A 15,448-nucleotide genomic window follows, 5' to 3' on the forward strand; every position below is an offset into this window, starting at 1 on the left:
TGTTGGTGGGGCTGCGACAGTGTAGGGGTATTCTTGTGAAGAGGATTTTCTTGGTCAGTGTAAAGGTTCATCCCATTTGAGGGATTCTCTATGTGAGAGGCGTTAGGGGCTGTAGTGGCGGAAAAGGGTGATTGTGACGATGTCTGACTTGTTCGGTGAGATGCCCACGGCTCAGGGAAGGGGTACGTCTAGGAAGGAAAATGTCGGGCCGGGAGGGCAGGGCAGTGTGCGTCAGGCAGGTGCTGCGCCGCCCCATAGTGGAATGCGAACACCTATGCCTAATGTGCAGGCAGCGCCACGGACGCAGCCTTTAGCAGATCGTTTACGTCCCAAGCGGTTGGAAGATGTGTGTGGGCAGGATCATTTGCTGGGGGCGGAGGGTACGCTTACGCGGATGTTGGCGCGGGGGACATTGTCCAGCTTGATCCTGTGGGGCGGTCCGGGGTGTGGAAAGACAACGATTGCGCGGCTTTTGGCTGGACAATCGAATCTTGCTTTTGCACAAATATCGGCTGTTTTTTCGGGTGTAGCGGAACTGCGGAAGGCGTTTGATGAGGCCGAGCGCCGTCAGCAAATGACAGGGCGTGGCACGTTATTATTTGTGGACGAAATCCATCGTTTTAACCGGGCGCAACAGGATGGATTTTTGCCATTTGTTGAGCGGGGGACTGTGGTTTTGGTTGGCGCGACGACGGAAAACCCGTCTTTTGCGTTGAACTCAGCCTTGCTGTCACGCTGCCAAGTCTTGGTGTTGAATCGCTTAGATGATGCCAGTTTGGAAGGGCTATTGAAGCGTGCGGAAGCCGTGCTGGAGCGTGGTCTCCCATTGGACCGAGAAGCACGGGCGAGTATCCGAGCGATGGCTGATGGTGATGGGCGTTATTTGCTGAATATGGTTGAGCAGATTGCTGCCTTAGGGGATGTACCGTCGCTGACGCCGAAGGATTTGACCGGTCTGCTGGCGCGGCGTGCCGTATTGTATGATAAAGACCGGGAAGAGCATTATAATCTGATTTCAGCGCTGCATAAATCGCTGCGGGGTAGTGACCCGGATGCCGCGCTATATTGGTTTGCACGGATGCTCGAAGGGGGCGAGGACCCGCGTTATATTGCACGGCGTTTGGCACGTTTTGCGGCGGAAGATGTTGGGCAGGCTGATCCATCCGCGCTGAATTTGGCGGTGGCGGCGTGGCAGAGTTTTGAGCGTTTGGGTTCTCCTGAAGGCGAACTGGCATTGGCGCAACTGGTTGTACATTTAGCAACCGCGCCGAAGTCAAACGCTGTGTATGCGGCGTATAAAGCAGCACGGCGCTTGGCCCGTGATACAGGGAGTTTGATGCCGCCGGCTCATATTTTGAATGCTCCGACCAATTTGATGAAGGACATTGGGTACGGGCAGGGCTATGAGTACGATCATGATTCGGAGGGGGGCTTCTCCGGACAGAATTATTTCCCGGATGGTATGCCGCGCGCTGTGCTTTATCAGCCAACAGAGCGAGGATATGAAGGAAGATTACGAAAACTTCTGGACAGCCGGGCCGCGAAGAGGGCATCCCGCGAGGCATGAGAGTTAACAATCGTATCGTAACTGAAGATGAGGCCGATCTGCGCCTTGATCGTTGGTTCAGACGTCATTACCCGAACTTGACGCAAGGCGCGCTGCAAAAGCTGTGCCGTACGGGGCAGGTGCGTGTGGATGGTGGCCGTGTGCAGACCAATACGCGTTTGCTTCCGGGGCAGAATATCCGTATTCCGCCTATGCCGGATGTGAGCCGTCCAGCACCACCGCCGCCGCCTGATCCGCATTTGGTGCGCGAAATTGAGAAAATGGTCATTTATCGTGATGATCATTTGATGGTGTTGAACAAGCCATCTGGTCTGGCCACGCAAGGCGGTCCGGGGATCATGAAGCATGTCGACATGATGTTGGATGGTTTGCGTGGGGAAGATGGTGAGCGCCCACGTTTGGTGCATCGTATTGACCGTGACACGTCTGGCTTGTTGTTGATTGCCCGTACGCCGGGTGTTGCGGCGAAATTGGCTGAAGCGTTCCGTGGCCGGGATGTGAAGAAGACATATTGGGCGATTGTCGTTGGGCGTCCGCAGCCAGCATCGGGCGTGATTGATCAGCCTTTGGCTAAGGTTGGCGCGGGCGGTGCGGCGCTGGTTGTGCCTGTGGACCGTGGTGAAGAAGACGCGCAGTCTGCCAAGAGTGAGTATGAGACGATTGATGCGGCGGGCAAGAAGATCACATGGCTTGCCCTGTCTCCTTTGACGGGGCGTACGCATCAATTGCGTGTGCATTGTGAATCTCTTGGTACGCCGATTTTGGGTGACCCGCGTTATGGTGGGAAGACGGCGCATCCGGATGGGTTCTTGGACCAGTTGCACTTGCATGCACGCGAGTTGGATATTCCGCATCCAGCAGGTGGGCGTTTGATCGTGACAGCGGCACTGTCCCCGCATATGCGTGAGACGTTTCGGACGATGGGTTTTGTGGCGGGTGATACGCCAGCACCAAAACGCATTCGGGGTAAAAAGGCTTAAGCGCAGCTCTTAAGATGTTTTAAGGGGCGCGACTTTGAAAAAGGCACTGACCATGTGCGTAACGTGGTTCAGTGTCTTTTCGTATGGTGAGGGAAAGCTTCGGCATGAGAAAGTTGGTTGCTGCCGTTATCGTGTTTGTGGTGCTGCTTGTGAGTGTAAGCATCGCGGCCAATGTCCTAGTGGACCAAAAGGCCTTGCGTGCGCGCGTTGCGATTGCACTGAAGCAGGAAACGGGGTTGGACCTGAAGGTCGAGCAGTCAGCGGTTCAATTTTTGCCGTGGCCCTCTATTGTCGCGCAAAATGTGGTGTTGTCCCGGGCGGGTGATGTTCCGGTATTTCAGGCGCAGTCTTTGCATGCGGGTTTGTCTGTTCTCGCACTTTTGCAGCGTGAGATACGGTTTCAGGATTTTGTGGCTGATGGTGCGCGGATTTTTGTGCACCGGCGGGCTGATGGCCGTATGGACTGGATGGCGCATGCGTTGAACAGTCAAGAGGAAGAAGCCCCTCTGCCAGTCAATGGTTTTCAAGCGCGGCGTATTGAAGCGCATTGGGCTGTGGCGCTGGACGCGTTGCATCTGACGAATAGTACCGTGCAATGGGATGACCGCCGCTTGGGCGTGAGTGGTGGTTTTGCCGTTCAGGCTGTGGATTTGGCGGGGCTACGGACGCCGAGTCCATGGATCAATCTGGCCGGGCAGCATGCGGGTACGCCTTTTACCCTCAAAGGGCATGTGAGTGCGTTGGGCGCATTGTGGTCCTCTGCCTTGCCGGCGGGCGGGGCACCGTGGTCGTTTAGTTTAGCAGCAACATTAGGGCCGGACAGCCATCGTGATTGGTTGGAACTGGATGGTTCTTTGCAAGATCCGCGCCATGTGCAGGGAATGACGGTCCATCTGCGTGGAGAATGGTTGGATTTGCAGGATGCAGAAGAGCTGTTCCCGCACGCCGGTCTGCCGCATGTGCCGGCACTAGGGGGGGATGTGACCTTGGCAGGGAATGTGGATTGGTCCGCATTGCGTGCGCAAAAAGGCGGTGAGCGGCAAGGCTGGTGGCCCGTACCGGGTTTGACGCCGGTCGCGCTTCATCTTCATGTGGGGTCTATGCCTGTCTGGGGGGTAGAGCTGGGTCATGTGACGGTTGCGGCTGATTCTGTGCAATCCCCTTTGACGGTCGAAACTGACATTGAGTGGCGTGGCCGTGATTGGCATGCTTCGGGCCAGGCCGGTACATTGGGTGGCATGGTCGGGTTTGTGCAGAGTGCGGGGCAAGGGACTTCTGTGCCCGTGCAGGCAGAAATACGCAGCCAGTCTCTATCTCTTTCGGCAACGCTAAATGCGCCGCATGCAGCACCACCGTTGAACAGCCAAGATGCCTTAGTGGTGACGCTAAAGGGCGCTGTGGGTGCGGCCTCTCAGCTTATGGTACAGGGTCGTGCGGGTCAGTTGTCGACGCCGTGGGCTCTTTTGCATGATGTGACTCTCGGTGGACACATAGCGCTGGGTGGGGAAGGTGCATACGCCTTGAAGGGGCTGGATTTTGAGAGCCGTGAAGCAGCTTTGTCTGGGGATGTGAGTGTGGCGTTTCTGGCGCAGGGTACGCCCCATATTCATGGGGTGTTGACGTCTTCGCATTGTGATGTGGATGTGTTGCGCCAGATGGCTCCGGCAGAACCGGCATCAACAGATGAGCCTACAGCGCATGCTGCCACGGTGCCGCAAGCGGTTTTGAAAACGGCAATGGCGGCCGGGCATGAGGTGCAGGGGCCTGATGGTGTTTCTACCACTGCGGTGAGGAATACAGTATCCGTTCCGCATTGGGTGAAGCGACTGCGTGCGCAAGATATGGATGTAGCGGTTTCTGTTGATCAGTTGCATGTTGGTGGCGCGGATTATACGGGCGTATCAGGGCATGTGGCCTCTACGGCGGGGCATGCCATTCTGCATGTTGTGAAGGGGCAGGGAGCGGGTGTGACGTTGGGTGGTCTGGTCGATGTAGATGCTTCGATCTGGCCTATGCAGATGCATCTTCAAGCAGCTTCTTTAATGTTGCCAGCGCATTGGGTGCAGCAGGTGGTGTCTATGCCCGATATGCTGCATGGCGCCGTGCAGATTGTTGGTGACGTACGCGGGCAGGGTTATGATGTGCAGAGTGTACGTGACACGCTCGAAGGTGAGCTGGGCCTTTCTATGGTGGATGGTCAGGTGAGCGGTACGTTACTCGCGCGTTTGGCAGGGCCTCAGGCGGCCTCTTTCATTGGTTCCGGTCAGCATGGGTTGCGGTGTTTGGGGGCGCATATGGCTTTGCTTGGCGGTAAGGCTGAGATTGATCATTTGGGCTTGCAAGCCGGGAATGTGCAGGTGTCTGGTCAGGGGCAGGTCGGCTTGGTGGCGCAGACCTTGACCTTACATGTGCAGCCCTCCGTGGAGTTGGCGGGAGCCGCGGCTTCTGTGCCTTTGATGTTGGACGGGCCATGGACGAATGTGACGGTACAACCAGAGCGAGATGCTGATGGTAACGCGCAATTGACACTGGGTAGTGCAGCACCTGCGGAGCAAGACCCGTGTGTGGCGTGGTTGGCTGCCGCGCGGAAAGATCAGCCCGGCCCGCAGCCTGTTATGGCCGCGAAGCATCAGAGCCGCGCGGGTGATCTGCTAAAAGCATTAGGAGTATGGCATTGAGCGCGAAGAGACGGTTTTGGAAGACAGTATCTGTTCAGGAAAAGCAAGAGGATGGGCAGGGTCTTGTTTACATGCCGGTGCTGGATGAGCGCCCCATTCGTTTGCCCAAGGGCAGTGTGCTTGCCCTAGAGAAACGCGGATTAGCGGATGCCATTGCTGCGGAGTGGGCGCGTATTGGTGAAGGGAGTTTTCAGCCGGATGCTCTGCCTTTAACGCGCATCGCAGGGACTATGATTGAGCGTATACGGCCTGATCTTTCCGTGACGCGTGCGGCATTGCTCAGCTTCGGGCTGGATGATGCATTGTGCTATGATGGTGGTACTGGAGAGCCAGCCGTACAGGCTCTATTCGGCTGGTTGGAGGAGCGCGGGTTGCGCCCTGTGGTGACGGCGGGCTTGATGCCAGTTACGCAGTCTGATGCTTATGTTACGGCGTTAACGCAGTGGTTGGCGCGGTGTGATGAGGCAGAACTTGCCGTTTTGGGTGTCTTGGCTCAAGCGGGGGGGAGTTTGTTGGTTGGTTATGCGCTGCTGGAAGGCGGGCTGACATCTGAGCAAGCGGTGGCGATTATCACGGCAGATGAGCGCAAGCAGGAAGCTGTTTGGGGGGGCGATAAAGAACTTACAGCAACGATTCAAACCCGACAGAATGATGTACGGGATGCTGTGTCTTTTCTGCGCCTCTCTAGGTAAAGTTTTTTAGAAAATATGCATTCGTGGCAGGGTGGGGTTTGATTTTCATCTTGCCGCCATAATCTCCTGTCAGAGCATCAGCCAATGTGACATTTCGAGATGATACGTGACTGGCTTTTTACACCAGCAAGTCGTCATATCTGTTTCGAAAGAATATATGTGGCCCTGTGTCACATCGAGTGAATGAAGGCTGGATCTAAATGTCTGACGCGACGTGTAAATCGTTAAAGAATTTTCGTGCGCGTGCTGTGCGGTTTGGTTCATTGGGGGCGTGGGCTATTTTGGCCGCTACACCCTTAATTGTTATCGTATGTGCATTGCACGGTTAATTTTTATTGGGATTGCTTGCACAAGACAACTTGAACACTAAGCCTCTTAACCAATCTCCTTAAAAGGCGTTTACTAGCGCCAAAGCCAAGAGTCGCTGGAATGATGTGGCACTTGCGGCTTCGCTGATGAGCAAAGGAGCTTCCAATGGCTTACGCAACGATCAATCCCTATACGGCTGAAACGCTCAAAACCTTCCCTGAAGCGACAGATACAGAAGTGCATAAAGCACTGGATGATGCCCATGCGGCTTTTATCCAGTGGCGCGATGTTTCTTTTGCAGAGCGTGCGAAGGTTATGGCATCGGCAGCGTCTATTCTGCGTCGTGATATTGATAAATATGCACGTTTAGCGACGTTAGAAATGGGCAAGCTCTTCAGTGAAGCGAAGCTGGAAGTTGAACTCTCCGCTGATATTTTCGACTATTACGCGCAAAATGCTGAGACCTTATTGAAGCCAGAAGACCTGCCAGTTGCAAAGTCAACGGAAGGTAAGGCGAAGCTGGTTCATCAGCCGCAAGGTATTGTGTTCGCGGTTGAGCCTTGGAACTTTCCTTTTTATCAGGTCGCGCGGATTATTGCGCCGCAGCTTTCCGCAGGGAACACAGTGTTGTTGAAGCATGCAGGAAATGTGCCGCAATGTGCGGCTATTTCTGAAGAGTTGATGCTGGAAGCGGGCTTGCCTAAAGGGGCGTTCCAAAACTTGTATGCTGCCCGCCATCACACTGCGGTGATTTTGGAAGACCCGCGTGTATGTGGTGTAGCGCTGACGGGGTCTGAGGCTGCTGGTTCCGTCGTTGCGGGGGTTGCTGGTAAGGCACTGAAGAAAGCGACTCTGGAACTCGGTGGTGCAGATGCTTTTGTTGTGCTGGAAGATGCTGATGTTGAAAAATCAGCGAAGTGGGCGGCTTTTGGGCGTCACTGGAATGCAGGGCAAGTGTGCGTTTCATCCAAGCGCTTGATCGTTGTGGATGCGATTTATGATCGTTTTCTTGAAGTCTATAAAGCAGAGGTAGCGAAGTTGAAGGCGGGTGATCCGATGGACCCAGCCACGACTTTGGCGCCGCTTTCTTCTCAAAAGGCGGCTGACGATTTAGCCAAGCAGGTGGAAGAGGCCAAAGCTGAAGGTGCACAGGTTGAAGTGATTGGTGCGCCTGTTCCAGAAAAAGGTGCATTTTTTCAGCCACTGTTGATGACTGGTCTTCATGGTGAGAATAAAGCGCGGCATTGGGAATTCTTTGGGCCAGTGACGCAGCTTTATCGTGTGAAGGATGAAGCAGAAGCCATTCGCGTGGCGAATGACTCGCCTTTTGGCTTGGGTGGTTCCGTCTTTACGAAGGACGAGGCGCGCGGCTTTAAGGTGGCTGAGCAGATCGATACGGGTATGGTCTATGTAAACCACCCGACGATGGTGAAAGCCGATCTACCTTTTGGTGGTGTGAACCGTTCGGGCTTTGGTCGTGAACTGATTGGTCTGGGTATCAAAGAGTTTGTGAACCACAAATTGATTGATGTTGTGGATATTGATGCACCATTCTGATTGATATTATAGCACACAAACACTTAACCATTATACGGTTGAGTGTTTGTGTTCTTAATTAAATAATATAATTTTTATGTAATTATCATTTATATTTCCACAAAGTTGTGGTGTATTTCGTATCAATACTATTGTGTTCAACGTTGAATAGAGATGCTTGTTTTCCTAGAATAGAGGCTTCTTGATTCAGGGATGCGATAGCCGTCGTGTTTTCTTCGACGAGAGCTGCATTTTGCTGAATGGTTGATGTCATGTCATGTACGGTTGAATTGATGCTCTCTAAGGCCATTGATTGGCTAGTAGACGCTTTTGCAATTGAAGCAACAAGATGATCAATATCGTTCATTTGTTGAAAAATAGTGTTGAGAGCATTGCCAGCGCTGCGGACTAAATGAGCACCATCTGCCATAAAGTCTGCTGAATTTGAGATGAGGTTTTTAATATCGCGTGCGCCCTCTGCCGAGCGGAGGGCGAGGTTACGAATTTCTGTTGCAACAACTGAGAAGCCGCGACCTGCTTCTCCAGCACGAGCCGCCTCAATTCCAGCGTTGAGTGCCAGAAGATTAGTTTGAAACGCGATCTCATCGAGGAGGCGGACAACCTGATTTATTTCCTCAAACCGGGCTTCGATTTCGCTGATAGCTGTAACAGCAGAACGTACGATTTTGCCGGAATCCTCTGCGCTTTTACGTGCGCCATCAGTCACTTGTGCAGCTTGAGTCGCATTGGTTGATGATATACGCACCATTTCTACGACGCGGTTAAGCTCGCTAGAGGCTGTTTCAATATTTGCGGCCTGTAATTCTGTTCTCTGGGCCATATCTTCTGATGCGCTAGTGATTTGTTTTGCGCCGCTGCCGATGGTAATAACCCCTTTTTGTACAGCTGAGATAGTTTTTTGCAGTTGCGTGCAGGCGGCATTGAAATCGGTTTTCATGACTTGAAAGCGTTCTGGGAAGTCATCTGTAATACGATAGAGCATATTACCTTCAGCGAGTGCGGAGAGGCCCTCTCGGATTTTTTCGGATACGTGGTACTGTTCTTTCTCTTCCTGTTCCTTTTGCCGGGCGATTTGTGCGCGCTCTTGCGCATTTTTCTCGCGTTCTAGGAATTGTTGTTGGGTATTCTTCTCTGCTTGGGAAAGTGAAGAACGAAATTTTTCAAGTCCACGAGAAATGGCACCAATTTCATCAGTACTTTGCGTATTTTCAAATTTGTAGTTGTATTCTCCTCTTTCTAAAATGGAAATTTTATTTAAAACCTTTACTAGAGGATTTTTCAGTGAATTATTTAATAATTTTAACATTATAAATGAAGATAAGAATATTAAAAAAATTCCAGGAATAATGATTTTGGCAACATTTTTGTAAATTTGGATGTTAAGATCTTTTTTGGGAATGTTGGCAATGATAGTCCAATTTTCGTTAAATTCTGGAAAATTTATAGTTGAAAATATACGTATTGATGATCCATTATTGTATGAATAATCTATGTATGTTTTGTGATATTGAGTTGGTTTATTTTTAATATCCGTGGCTTTTTTAAGAATTATTTCTTTATTTTTATTAAAAATCCAAAAATCTTTATCAGACAATAAAGAAATAGATGAATTTGTTGTGATGTGTGTATTAGAAAGAAGATTGGATAACCAGTCTAGAGGAATGTCCACCCCGACGACAGCAATGCGTTTGCCATTGAGAGATATGGGGTAGGTTGGAGATACCATCGGGACTTTGGTTTCGAAATCTATATACGGTTCCAAGCCAGAGATTTTTCCAGTTTGGATAACGTTGTTATAAATATCACTGTAATGTTCTAAGGGAGTATGAACATCAATAGTATTGTTTTTATTTCTAATCAAATAAGGAAGGAATATACCGTGTTGGTTTGTACCTAAATTTGTTTCATCTTCCCTTTTGGGTGGTAATCCATTGGGTATTTCTTTGAAATCAATTCCATAAAGTTTTTTGTAGTCTTTCATATTTTCCATTAAAAGATCAAAAATTTCTTTTCGGCTTATCGTTTGGTTTTCTCCACTATTTTCAATGGATATTTTTAGTGAGTTAACTATATTGCATTGTTCATTTATTTCATTAATAATTGATTTTGATATATTGTCTAATTTTATAATAGATATTGTTTCTGTATTGTTTCTTATGTTTTTTATCATTAATATGCTGGCGATTAATGTTGCAAATATTTGAACGGATATTAACAATGACAACGTAATTATTAATATTTTTCTTGGAAGAGATGCTTTAATATAGTTTATCATGATAATTTCTGACTCCAAAACCATGACTATTATGGAGTTTGTTTAATTTTTTATTAAATTTATCTTTGGGCCGTAGAACGTCGATGATTATGTTGCGAGGAAAATCGCCTCAGAAGCTGCGAAGTCGCTGCTTCTGAGTGCTGTATTTAGCTTAAACCTCGCCGGAATCAGGCACCATAATACTGACGGTAGCCGTCGCGGCGATGCCCTCTTCACGTCCCGTGAAGCCAAGGCGTTCTGATGTGGTTGCCTTAACGGAAATACGGCTGGCGCTGACCTTGAGAAGATCGGCAAGGCGTTCTTGCATGGCTTGTGCATGTGGGCCGATTTTGGGGCGTTCACAGATCAGGGTGATGTCTGCATTCACTAAAAATCCACCGCGTGCGCGGATGCGTTCACCTGCATGAATGAGGAAGCGGGCGGAATCCATATCTTTCCACTCGGCTTCGCTGGGGGGAAAGTGACGGCCAATATCGCCTTCGTTCAATGCGCCATAAATGGCATCACAAAGGGTATGGATACCCACATCAGCATCAGAATGTCCGGCGAGGCCACGTGTGTGGGGGATTTCAATGCCGCAGAGGATCAGCTTACGGTCATCCGCAAAAGCATGAACGTCATAGCCCAGGCCAACGCGGGGTAGCATGTTTCCGGCGAGTATTCCTTCAAGGCGCATCATATCCTCCGCGACGGTCAGTTTAATGTTGTTTTCAGAGCCCGGTACGATAGCGACGTGGTGGCCACCTTGTTCCAGAAGGGCGGCATCATCCGTGCGGGCATCTGGGTGATTGCGGTGCAGGGCAAGGAATTCGTTGAAACGAAAACCTTGAGGGGTTTGGGCACGGTATACGCCATCACGTGGAACGGTGCCGGTGATGATATTGTTTTCAACTTTTTTAAGAGTATCGCTGACCACAACGGCTGGGATAGCCCCGGCATGTGTTTTGAGAGCGTGAATCACGCCTTGGACAACGTCTGCGGGTACGCAAGGGCGCGCACCGTCATGCACCAAGACAAGGTCCGGCGGTTCAGGCAGGGCGGTGAGGGCTTCTAGTCCATTGCGCACGCTGTCATGGCGCTCAGCACCGCCGGGAACGGGGGCAAGGATATCGAGCCCTGCAAGACTTTCGGCCAGTAATGGGTCATCCCCAACAGGCAAAAGAATATGGACATGGGGGAGCAAGGCTTCAGCCGCACGACGGATGACTGGCTTTCCGTGGAGCAGGCGGAATTGTTTGCTGGCACCGTCAGCATGCGGTGCAGATTCGACGAAGCGCCGACCACGGCCGGCAGCGAGGAGAAGGGCAGCGATACGCATGAAAGGAGGAATGGTCTGCCCATCGCGCTCCGTCAAGGGGAGAAGGGCTCTTTTGAGGGGTTATCTGCGCGCGCGTATGAGGGAACGGTGAATTGTAAGGTGATGGAGGGCGTTGAGGGGTATGCTGACGCGCTTTGGCAACAGGAGGTCAGCGGTATGAAGCGGTATCAATATGTCTGGGGTTTGGTCTTGTGGTCATTATATGCCGCACCTTTGGCGGTGGCTCATGATAAAACGGGCCAGACTGCGAAGGCGGATCGGTTGTTACAGGCTGATCATTCTTGGAACGGAGAAGCGTATCAAGCTTACCCACGAGGAAGGCCACAACTCACGGTATTAAGGATTACGATTGCGCCGCATACGGCGCTGCCGTGGCATACGCATCCGTTTCCGAACGCTGGTTATGTTTTAGAAGGTTCATTAACGATTGAGGATAAGGCCACAGGTCAGACAAGGACGTTCCATAAAGGGGAAGCCTTTGCGGAAAGTGTGAATGATCCTCATCGTGGTATTGCGGGAGATGAGCCAACAATTCTGCTGTTGACCTATGCGGGAACGTCGAACGAGCCGACGTCCATACCGTTGGCGGGTGAAAAGAAAGAGTATTAGTTGTTTGCTATAGGTCTTGGTGAATGTGTTGTCGGCGTTTTATGGAGTTAAATGGGCTGGTATCCTTGCCATTCTGCGTGCAGGGCGGTGCCGGTAGGGTGCGGTTCTAGATGGATGAATAGACCGTCGATTTTATCGATGAGGATGCAATCATCAATATCCATTAGGTTGTCGTGATGTTGTAAATTCCGGTCTGTGAGGAGGAGTTGTTTTGCCCGTGTTTTCGCCTCTTCTGCGGAAGGGGCGACGAGGAATGTGAAAGCGTGATCTTCACAGAGTGCTCCGGGCGTGTAGCCGCCCATATTGATAAAATAGAGCTTATTGGTGCTGGCTGACGGTGTTGTGTGGATGGATACAGCGTGCCCATCAGCCCATGTGACGATGCCATAGGCATCTAAGTGTAACGAATCTCGCGTGCCAAACCATTTTTCGATGAGGAGAGGATGTGCTTCTTCTGGGCGTTCAACTGCGGCGAATTGGACGTCATGGACCTCAATATTGGCTCCTGGTGCATCACCACCTAAGTAAAAAATGAAAAGCTTTTTTGATGAGAGCATGAGAACCAACTGGGAATTATATTCTATTTCGTTAGTGTACTAAACTATGCTCATGCGGGCTGTCGAGGCTAAAAACGGGGATTTTTATGTCGAAGCGTTGGCCTGATGTGGGTTCGACCATGTGATAGGTGCCGTGCATAAAACCGCTTGGGGTCGTGAGCATGGCGCCGGATGTATAAACATATGGTTCTGAGCGGCTGATGAAAGGTTGCTCCCCCACGACACCATCGCCGTGGACATGTTCTGTGCGTCCTAATCCATCGACGATTTCCCAACTGCGTGACACAAGTTGGACTGTGTCGCTGCGGGTACTCTCAATACTGATGTGATAGGCCCATGCGTAGCGGTGTTCTTCTGGTTGGGACTGATCCTCCAGCCAGAAGGTGCGTACAGTCACGGTGAGGTCCTGCGTGGTTTCTGAAAAGCGTGGTGCGCTTTCCATCGCCTCAGCGAGGGCCGTTTCCGGGTCGGTGACGATCTGCGGGGGGGAGGGCTTGTCTTGCATGGCCCTAGTGTAGCGCAGGGCCATGCAGATGTCAGGTTCTCTTATACGCTCTTTTGAGCAGCCTCTGCGCCGCGGCGGAGGTCATTAATCAGATCTTCCGGGTCTTCGAGGCCGACAGAGAGGCGAATAGCGCCGTCTGTAATGCCAAGGCGTGCCCGTTCTTCAGGTGCAACACGCATATGAGTGGTTGTGGCTGGGTGTGTTGCGAGGCTGCGTGCGTCTCCAAGATTGTTGGAAATAGCGATGAGCGAAAAGGCATTGAGGCATGCAAAAGCGCCTGCTTGTTCATTCTCAACGGTAAATGCGATGAGTGAACCGCCATTGGTCATTTGTTTCTTGGCCAGTTCTGCCTGCGGATGGTCCGCCCGACCGGGGTAACGCACGGATTTTACGCCGGGTAAGGTAGCGAGGGCATCAGCCACCTTCGCGGCATTATGTGCCATGGCGTCCGTGCGGAGTTGCAGTGTCTCAAGCCCTTTGAGGAGAACCCAGGCGTTGAAGGGGGAGAGGGCGTTGCCGGTGTTGCGGGTAAAGGGTTGGAGGGTCTCGGTAATCCAGCTTTTGCTGCCGAGTACGGCACCGCCGAGCACGCGGCCTTGCCCATCAATGTGCTTTGTACAGGAATACAGGACGACATCTGCACCCAGTTTAAGAGGGGACTGACCCAGCGGGGATGCAAAAACGTTATCCACCATGAGAAGGCCGCCCGCTTTATGCGTGAGGTCTGCGATGTATTGAATGTCCAACACATCAAGCATGGGGTTGGATGGGCTTTCAATCAGTACGGCCGCTGTGGGCTTGGAGAGAGCCTTCTTCCAGCCATCGAGATCATCACCATCAACCAGTTCGGTTTCAATGCCGTAGCGTGGGAGGAGAGATGTCACGATCCAGTAGCAGGAGCCAAACAGTGCGCGGGACGCGACAACACGCTCGCCTGTTTTGACGTGGGAGAGAATGGCTGATGAGACGGCGCCCATGCCGGTTGCTGTTGCGATGCACGCTTCGGCTCCTTCGAGGAGGGCGAGGCGCTCTTGGAACGTATCAACCGTTGGGTTGCCAAAGCGGGAGTATTGGAAGCGCTCGACATCGCCCGTGAAAGTGGCTGCGGCTTGTTCTGCGCTGTCATAGACGAAGCCGGATGTTAGGAAGAGAGCTTCAGACGTTTCGCCATAGGGGGTGCGGTTTGGGGCATCATGCAGGAGGCGTGTTGCCGTTTTCCAGTTGTTTGATGACATGGGGTCAGTCCCTCCAGTTGGGCAGGGTCCGCAAGGCGGGGCGCTGCACCGGTTGGTGGGCCGTGGAAGTCCTGGGGAATCGTGGGTGACCTCAGGGCCTCTTTAGCGCAATTCTTTAACCTCGCCGCAAGCCGGCCGCTCAAATCACGAGGGTGGTTCGCTGTTTGGCGCTTCCACAATCCATTACTATGTGCGTAGTTTTATCCCGCCGTCAACTGTAGATATCCGCAGGAATGTGGATTGCAGTTTCGGGCGGAAGGGATTATATGTCCGCCTGTCTGCGGGTGTAGTTCAATGGTAGAACGGCAGCTTCCCAAGCTGCATACGAGGGTTCGATTCCCTTCACCCGCTCCAGTTTTCCCTGAAAATTAGCGCAAATTCGGCATCGCTGGTGAATTCAGCGTGTCTTGATACTGGCTGCCATCCCAGACCCAGCGGTCATTACGGCCGACTTGTAGGTCACGCATGCCACGATGGCTGGTACCGAGGACTGAAATATCGCCGTTGACTGAGTCGAGTACGGTTGTCCAGTTATTGTTGTGCCGCAGATAAACGGATGTTGTGCACCCAGCAGAGCCACAAAGGCGCGCAGACTGAAGCTGTACGAATAAGGCTTCATCGCTTTTTTTGGATGAAAGCGGCGCTGAGCCGACTAAGACAACGGGGGCGTCATGGTGCTTGGCCGCGTCTGCCAGATCATCTTCATTGAGCGTCCGCGCGTCATGATCCAACGCTGTACCCGGATGCGCCGCGAGGATAACCGGGGCGGGGTAAGAGGAAGATGCCGTACTACGCGTATGTGATGCGCGGTGGCGGGCATCGGCAGGAGTGATGATAGACGCAGCAACAAGAATGGGCAGGGTAGCGCACAACAGGCGGTGGAACATGGAGTGTCTAGCCTTGGCTAAAATGTGGATGTGAGATGACTATAGCACGAAATGCGTGATCAGTTCCCTTTTGAGGGAGAGAGGGTGTTTATTCGTGCCGTAATGTGATCACAAGAACATCACGATGGGCGGGTTGTGTGGGGTCAATTGGGGTGACGGGGGTCACGCCATGGAAAACACGGTGATCATCCACAATGGCGGCGTCAAGCGGTTCGGTAAGGGTGAAGGAGCCGAGTAAAGTTTGGGCATCGTCATGGATTGTGGTGGTGCCTTGTTCCA

At 52.0% G+C, this 15,448-nt stretch carries 14 protein-coding genes, 1 tRNA gene and 1 riboswitch; of the genes, 8 read left to right on the forward strand and 7 right to left on the reverse strand.

Translation table 11 applies throughout. The annotated features are described in order from the left end of the window. Positions 1–262 precede the first annotated feature (262 nt). The 6 genes from NTH01S_RS08460 to NTH01S_RS08480 all read left to right on the forward strand — a co-directional run bounded on the left by NTH01S_RS08460 (position 263) and on the right by NTH01S_RS08480 (position 7,783). A complete protein-coding gene (locus NTH01S_RS08460) occupies positions 263–1,567 on the forward strand; it encodes a replication-associated recombination protein A (RefSeq protein WP_245642301.1) in 1,305 nt (434 codons plus the stop codon). Further along, positions 1,564–2,547, forward strand: a complete 984-nt coding sequence (locus tag NTH01S_RS08465; RefSeq protein ID WP_068172387.1) for an RluA family pseudouridine synthase — start codon at positions 1,564–1,566, stop codon at positions 2,545–2,547. Before NTH01S_RS08460 ends, NTH01S_RS08465 begins: the two co-directional genes overlap by 4 nt. Positions 2,548–2,651: 104 nt before the next feature. Next, positions 2,652–5,225 carry an AsmA family protein gene (locus NTH01S_RS08470; protein ID WP_068172390.1) on the forward strand — a complete coding sequence of 858 codons (2,574 nt, stop codon included), beginning with the start codon at positions 2,652–2,654 and terminating at the stop codon, positions 5,223–5,225. Then, complete coding sequence (locus tag NTH01S_RS08475; protein ID WP_068172430.1) at positions 5,222–5,917, forward strand: ATP12 family protein; 696 nt, start codon at positions 5,222–5,224, stop codon at positions 5,915–5,917. Before NTH01S_RS08470 ends, NTH01S_RS08475 begins: the two co-directional genes overlap by 4 nt. A 200-nt stretch (positions 5,918–6,117) precedes the next feature. Next, positions 6,118–6,246, forward strand: coding sequence for a hypothetical protein (locus tag NTH01S_RS12160; RefSeq protein WP_267288112.1), 129 nt, complete (start codon positions 6,118–6,120; stop codon positions 6,244–6,246). A 145-nt stretch (positions 6,247–6,391) separates the two neighbouring features. Beyond that, on the forward strand, positions 6,392–7,783 hold the full coding sequence (locus NTH01S_RS08480) for an NAD-dependent succinate-semialdehyde dehydrogenase (protein ID WP_068172393.1): 1,392 nt from the start codon (positions 6,392–6,394) through the stop codon (positions 7,781–7,783). 85 nt (positions 7,784–7,868) lie between these two features. On the opposite strand, the gene NTH01S_RS08485 is transcribed toward NTH01S_RS08480, so the two are convergent. Then, on the reverse strand, positions 7,869–10,058 hold the full coding sequence (locus NTH01S_RS08485) for a methyl-accepting chemotaxis protein (protein ID WP_169802064.1): 2,190 nt from the start codon (positions 10,056–10,058) through the stop codon (positions 7,869–7,871). Positions 10,059–10,209: 151 nt separating this feature from the next. Continuing rightward, complete coding sequence (gene ispF, locus NTH01S_RS08490; RefSeq protein ID WP_068172433.1) at positions 10,210–11,376, reverse strand: 2-C-methyl-D-erythritol 2,4-cyclodiphosphate synthase; 1,167 nt, start codon at positions 11,374–11,376, stop codon at positions 10,210–10,212. A gap of 156 nt (positions 11,377–11,532) precedes the next feature. Here ispF and NTH01S_RS08495 point away from each other — a divergent pair, with 156 nt between their 5' ends. Next, positions 11,533–11,985: a cupin domain-containing protein gene (locus NTH01S_RS08495; RefSeq protein WP_068172436.1), complete on the forward strand. Its 453-nt coding sequence runs from the start codon at positions 11,533–11,535 to the stop codon at positions 11,983–11,985. A 47-nt stretch (positions 11,986–12,032) separates the two neighbouring features. On the opposite strand, the gene NTH01S_RS08500 is transcribed toward NTH01S_RS08495, so the two are convergent. Genes NTH01S_RS08500 through metZ form a run of 3 tightly spaced genes read right to left on the reverse strand, consistent with a single transcriptional unit; the run spans position 12,033 to position 14,282 of the window. Further along, on the reverse strand, positions 12,033–12,542 hold the full coding sequence (locus tag NTH01S_RS08500) for a DUF1543 domain-containing protein (protein WP_068172399.1): 510 nt from the start codon (positions 12,540–12,542) through the stop codon (positions 12,033–12,035). Between the two features lie 31 nt (positions 12,543–12,573). Next, a complete protein-coding gene (apaG, locus tag NTH01S_RS08505) occupies positions 12,574–13,047 on the reverse strand; it encodes a Co2+/Mg2+ efflux protein ApaG (RefSeq protein WP_068172440.1) in 474 nt (157 codons plus the stop codon). Positions 13,048–13,088: 41 nt separating this feature from the next. Continuing rightward, positions 13,089–14,282, reverse strand: coding sequence for an O-succinylhomoserine sulfhydrylase (gene metZ / locus NTH01S_RS08510; protein ID WP_068172402.1), 1,194 nt, complete (start codon positions 14,280–14,282; stop codon positions 13,089–13,091). An 81-nt stretch (positions 14,283–14,363) separates the two neighbouring features. Continuing rightward, a riboswitch (SAM riboswitch) is annotated at positions 14,364–14,443 on the reverse strand. Between the two features lie 119 nt (positions 14,444–14,562). Between metZ and NTH01S_RS08515 the strand changes: the two genes are divergently transcribed. Then, positions 14,563–14,636 (forward strand) — tRNA-Gly (locus NTH01S_RS08515). 14 nt (positions 14,637–14,650) lie between these two features. Here the strand turns inward: NTH01S_RS08515 and NTH01S_RS08520 are convergent. Beyond that, positions 14,651–15,169 carry a hypothetical protein gene (locus tag NTH01S_RS08520; RefSeq protein ID WP_068172407.1) on the reverse strand — a complete coding sequence of 173 codons (519 nt, stop codon included), beginning with the start codon at positions 15,167–15,169 and terminating at the stop codon, positions 14,651–14,653. Positions 15,170–15,257: 88 nt separating this feature from the next. After that, positions 15,258–15,448 (reverse strand): 2OG-Fe dioxygenase family protein (locus NTH01S_RS08525; RefSeq protein ID WP_174523614.1); only part of this gene is annotated, 191 nt, incomplete at its 5' end.

Origin of the sequence: Neokomagataea thailandica NBRC 106555 (assembly GCF_001598495.1) — a bacterium.
Taxonomy (GTDB): domain Bacteria; phylum Pseudomonadota; class Alphaproteobacteria; order Acetobacterales; family Acetobacteraceae; genus Gluconobacter; species Gluconobacter thailandicus_A.

Coding starts and splice junctions, on each gene's coding strand:
- NTH01S_RS08460 (WP_245642301.1), top strand. CDS start 263: ATGCGAACACCTATGCCTAATGTGCAGGCAGCGCCACGGACGCAGCCT.
- NTH01S_RS08465 (WP_068172387.1), top strand. CDS start 1,564: ATGAGAGTTAACAATCGTATCGTAACTGAAGATGAGGCCGATCTGCGC.
- NTH01S_RS08470 (WP_068172390.1), top strand. CDS start 2,652: ATGAGAAAGTTGGTTGCTGCCGTTATCGTGTTTGTGGTGCTGCTTGTG.
- NTH01S_RS12160 (WP_267288112.1), top strand. CDS start 6,118: ATGTCTGACGCGACGTGTAAATCGTTAAAGAATTTTCGTGCGCGTGCT.
- NTH01S_RS08480 (WP_068172393.1), top strand. CDS start 6,392: ATGGCTTACGCAACGATCAATCCCTATACGGCTGAAACGCTCAAAACC.
- NTH01S_RS08485 (WP_169802064.1), bottom strand. CDS start 10,058: ATGATAAACTATATTAAAGCATCTCTTCCAAGAAAAATATTAATAATT.
- ispF (WP_068172433.1), bottom strand. CDS start 11,376: ATGCGTATCGCTGCCCTTCTCCTCGCTGCCGGCCGTGGTCGGCGCTTC.
- NTH01S_RS08495 (WP_068172436.1), top strand. CDS start 11,533: ATGAAGCGGTATCAATATGTCTGGGGTTTGGTCTTGTGGTCATTATAT.
- NTH01S_RS08500 (WP_068172399.1), bottom strand. CDS start 12,542: ATGCTCTCATCAAAAAAGCTTTTCATTTTTTACTTAGGTGGTGATGCA.
- apaG (WP_068172440.1), bottom strand. CDS start 13,047: ATGCAAGACAAGCCCTCCCCCCCGCAGATCGTCACCGACCCGGAAACG.
- metZ (WP_068172402.1), bottom strand. CDS start 14,282: ATGTCATCAAACAACTGGAAAACGGCAACACGCCTCCTGCATGATGCC.
- NTH01S_RS08520 (WP_068172407.1), bottom strand. CDS start 15,169: ATGTTCCACCGCCTGTTGTGCGCTACCCTGCCCATTCTTGTTGCTGCG.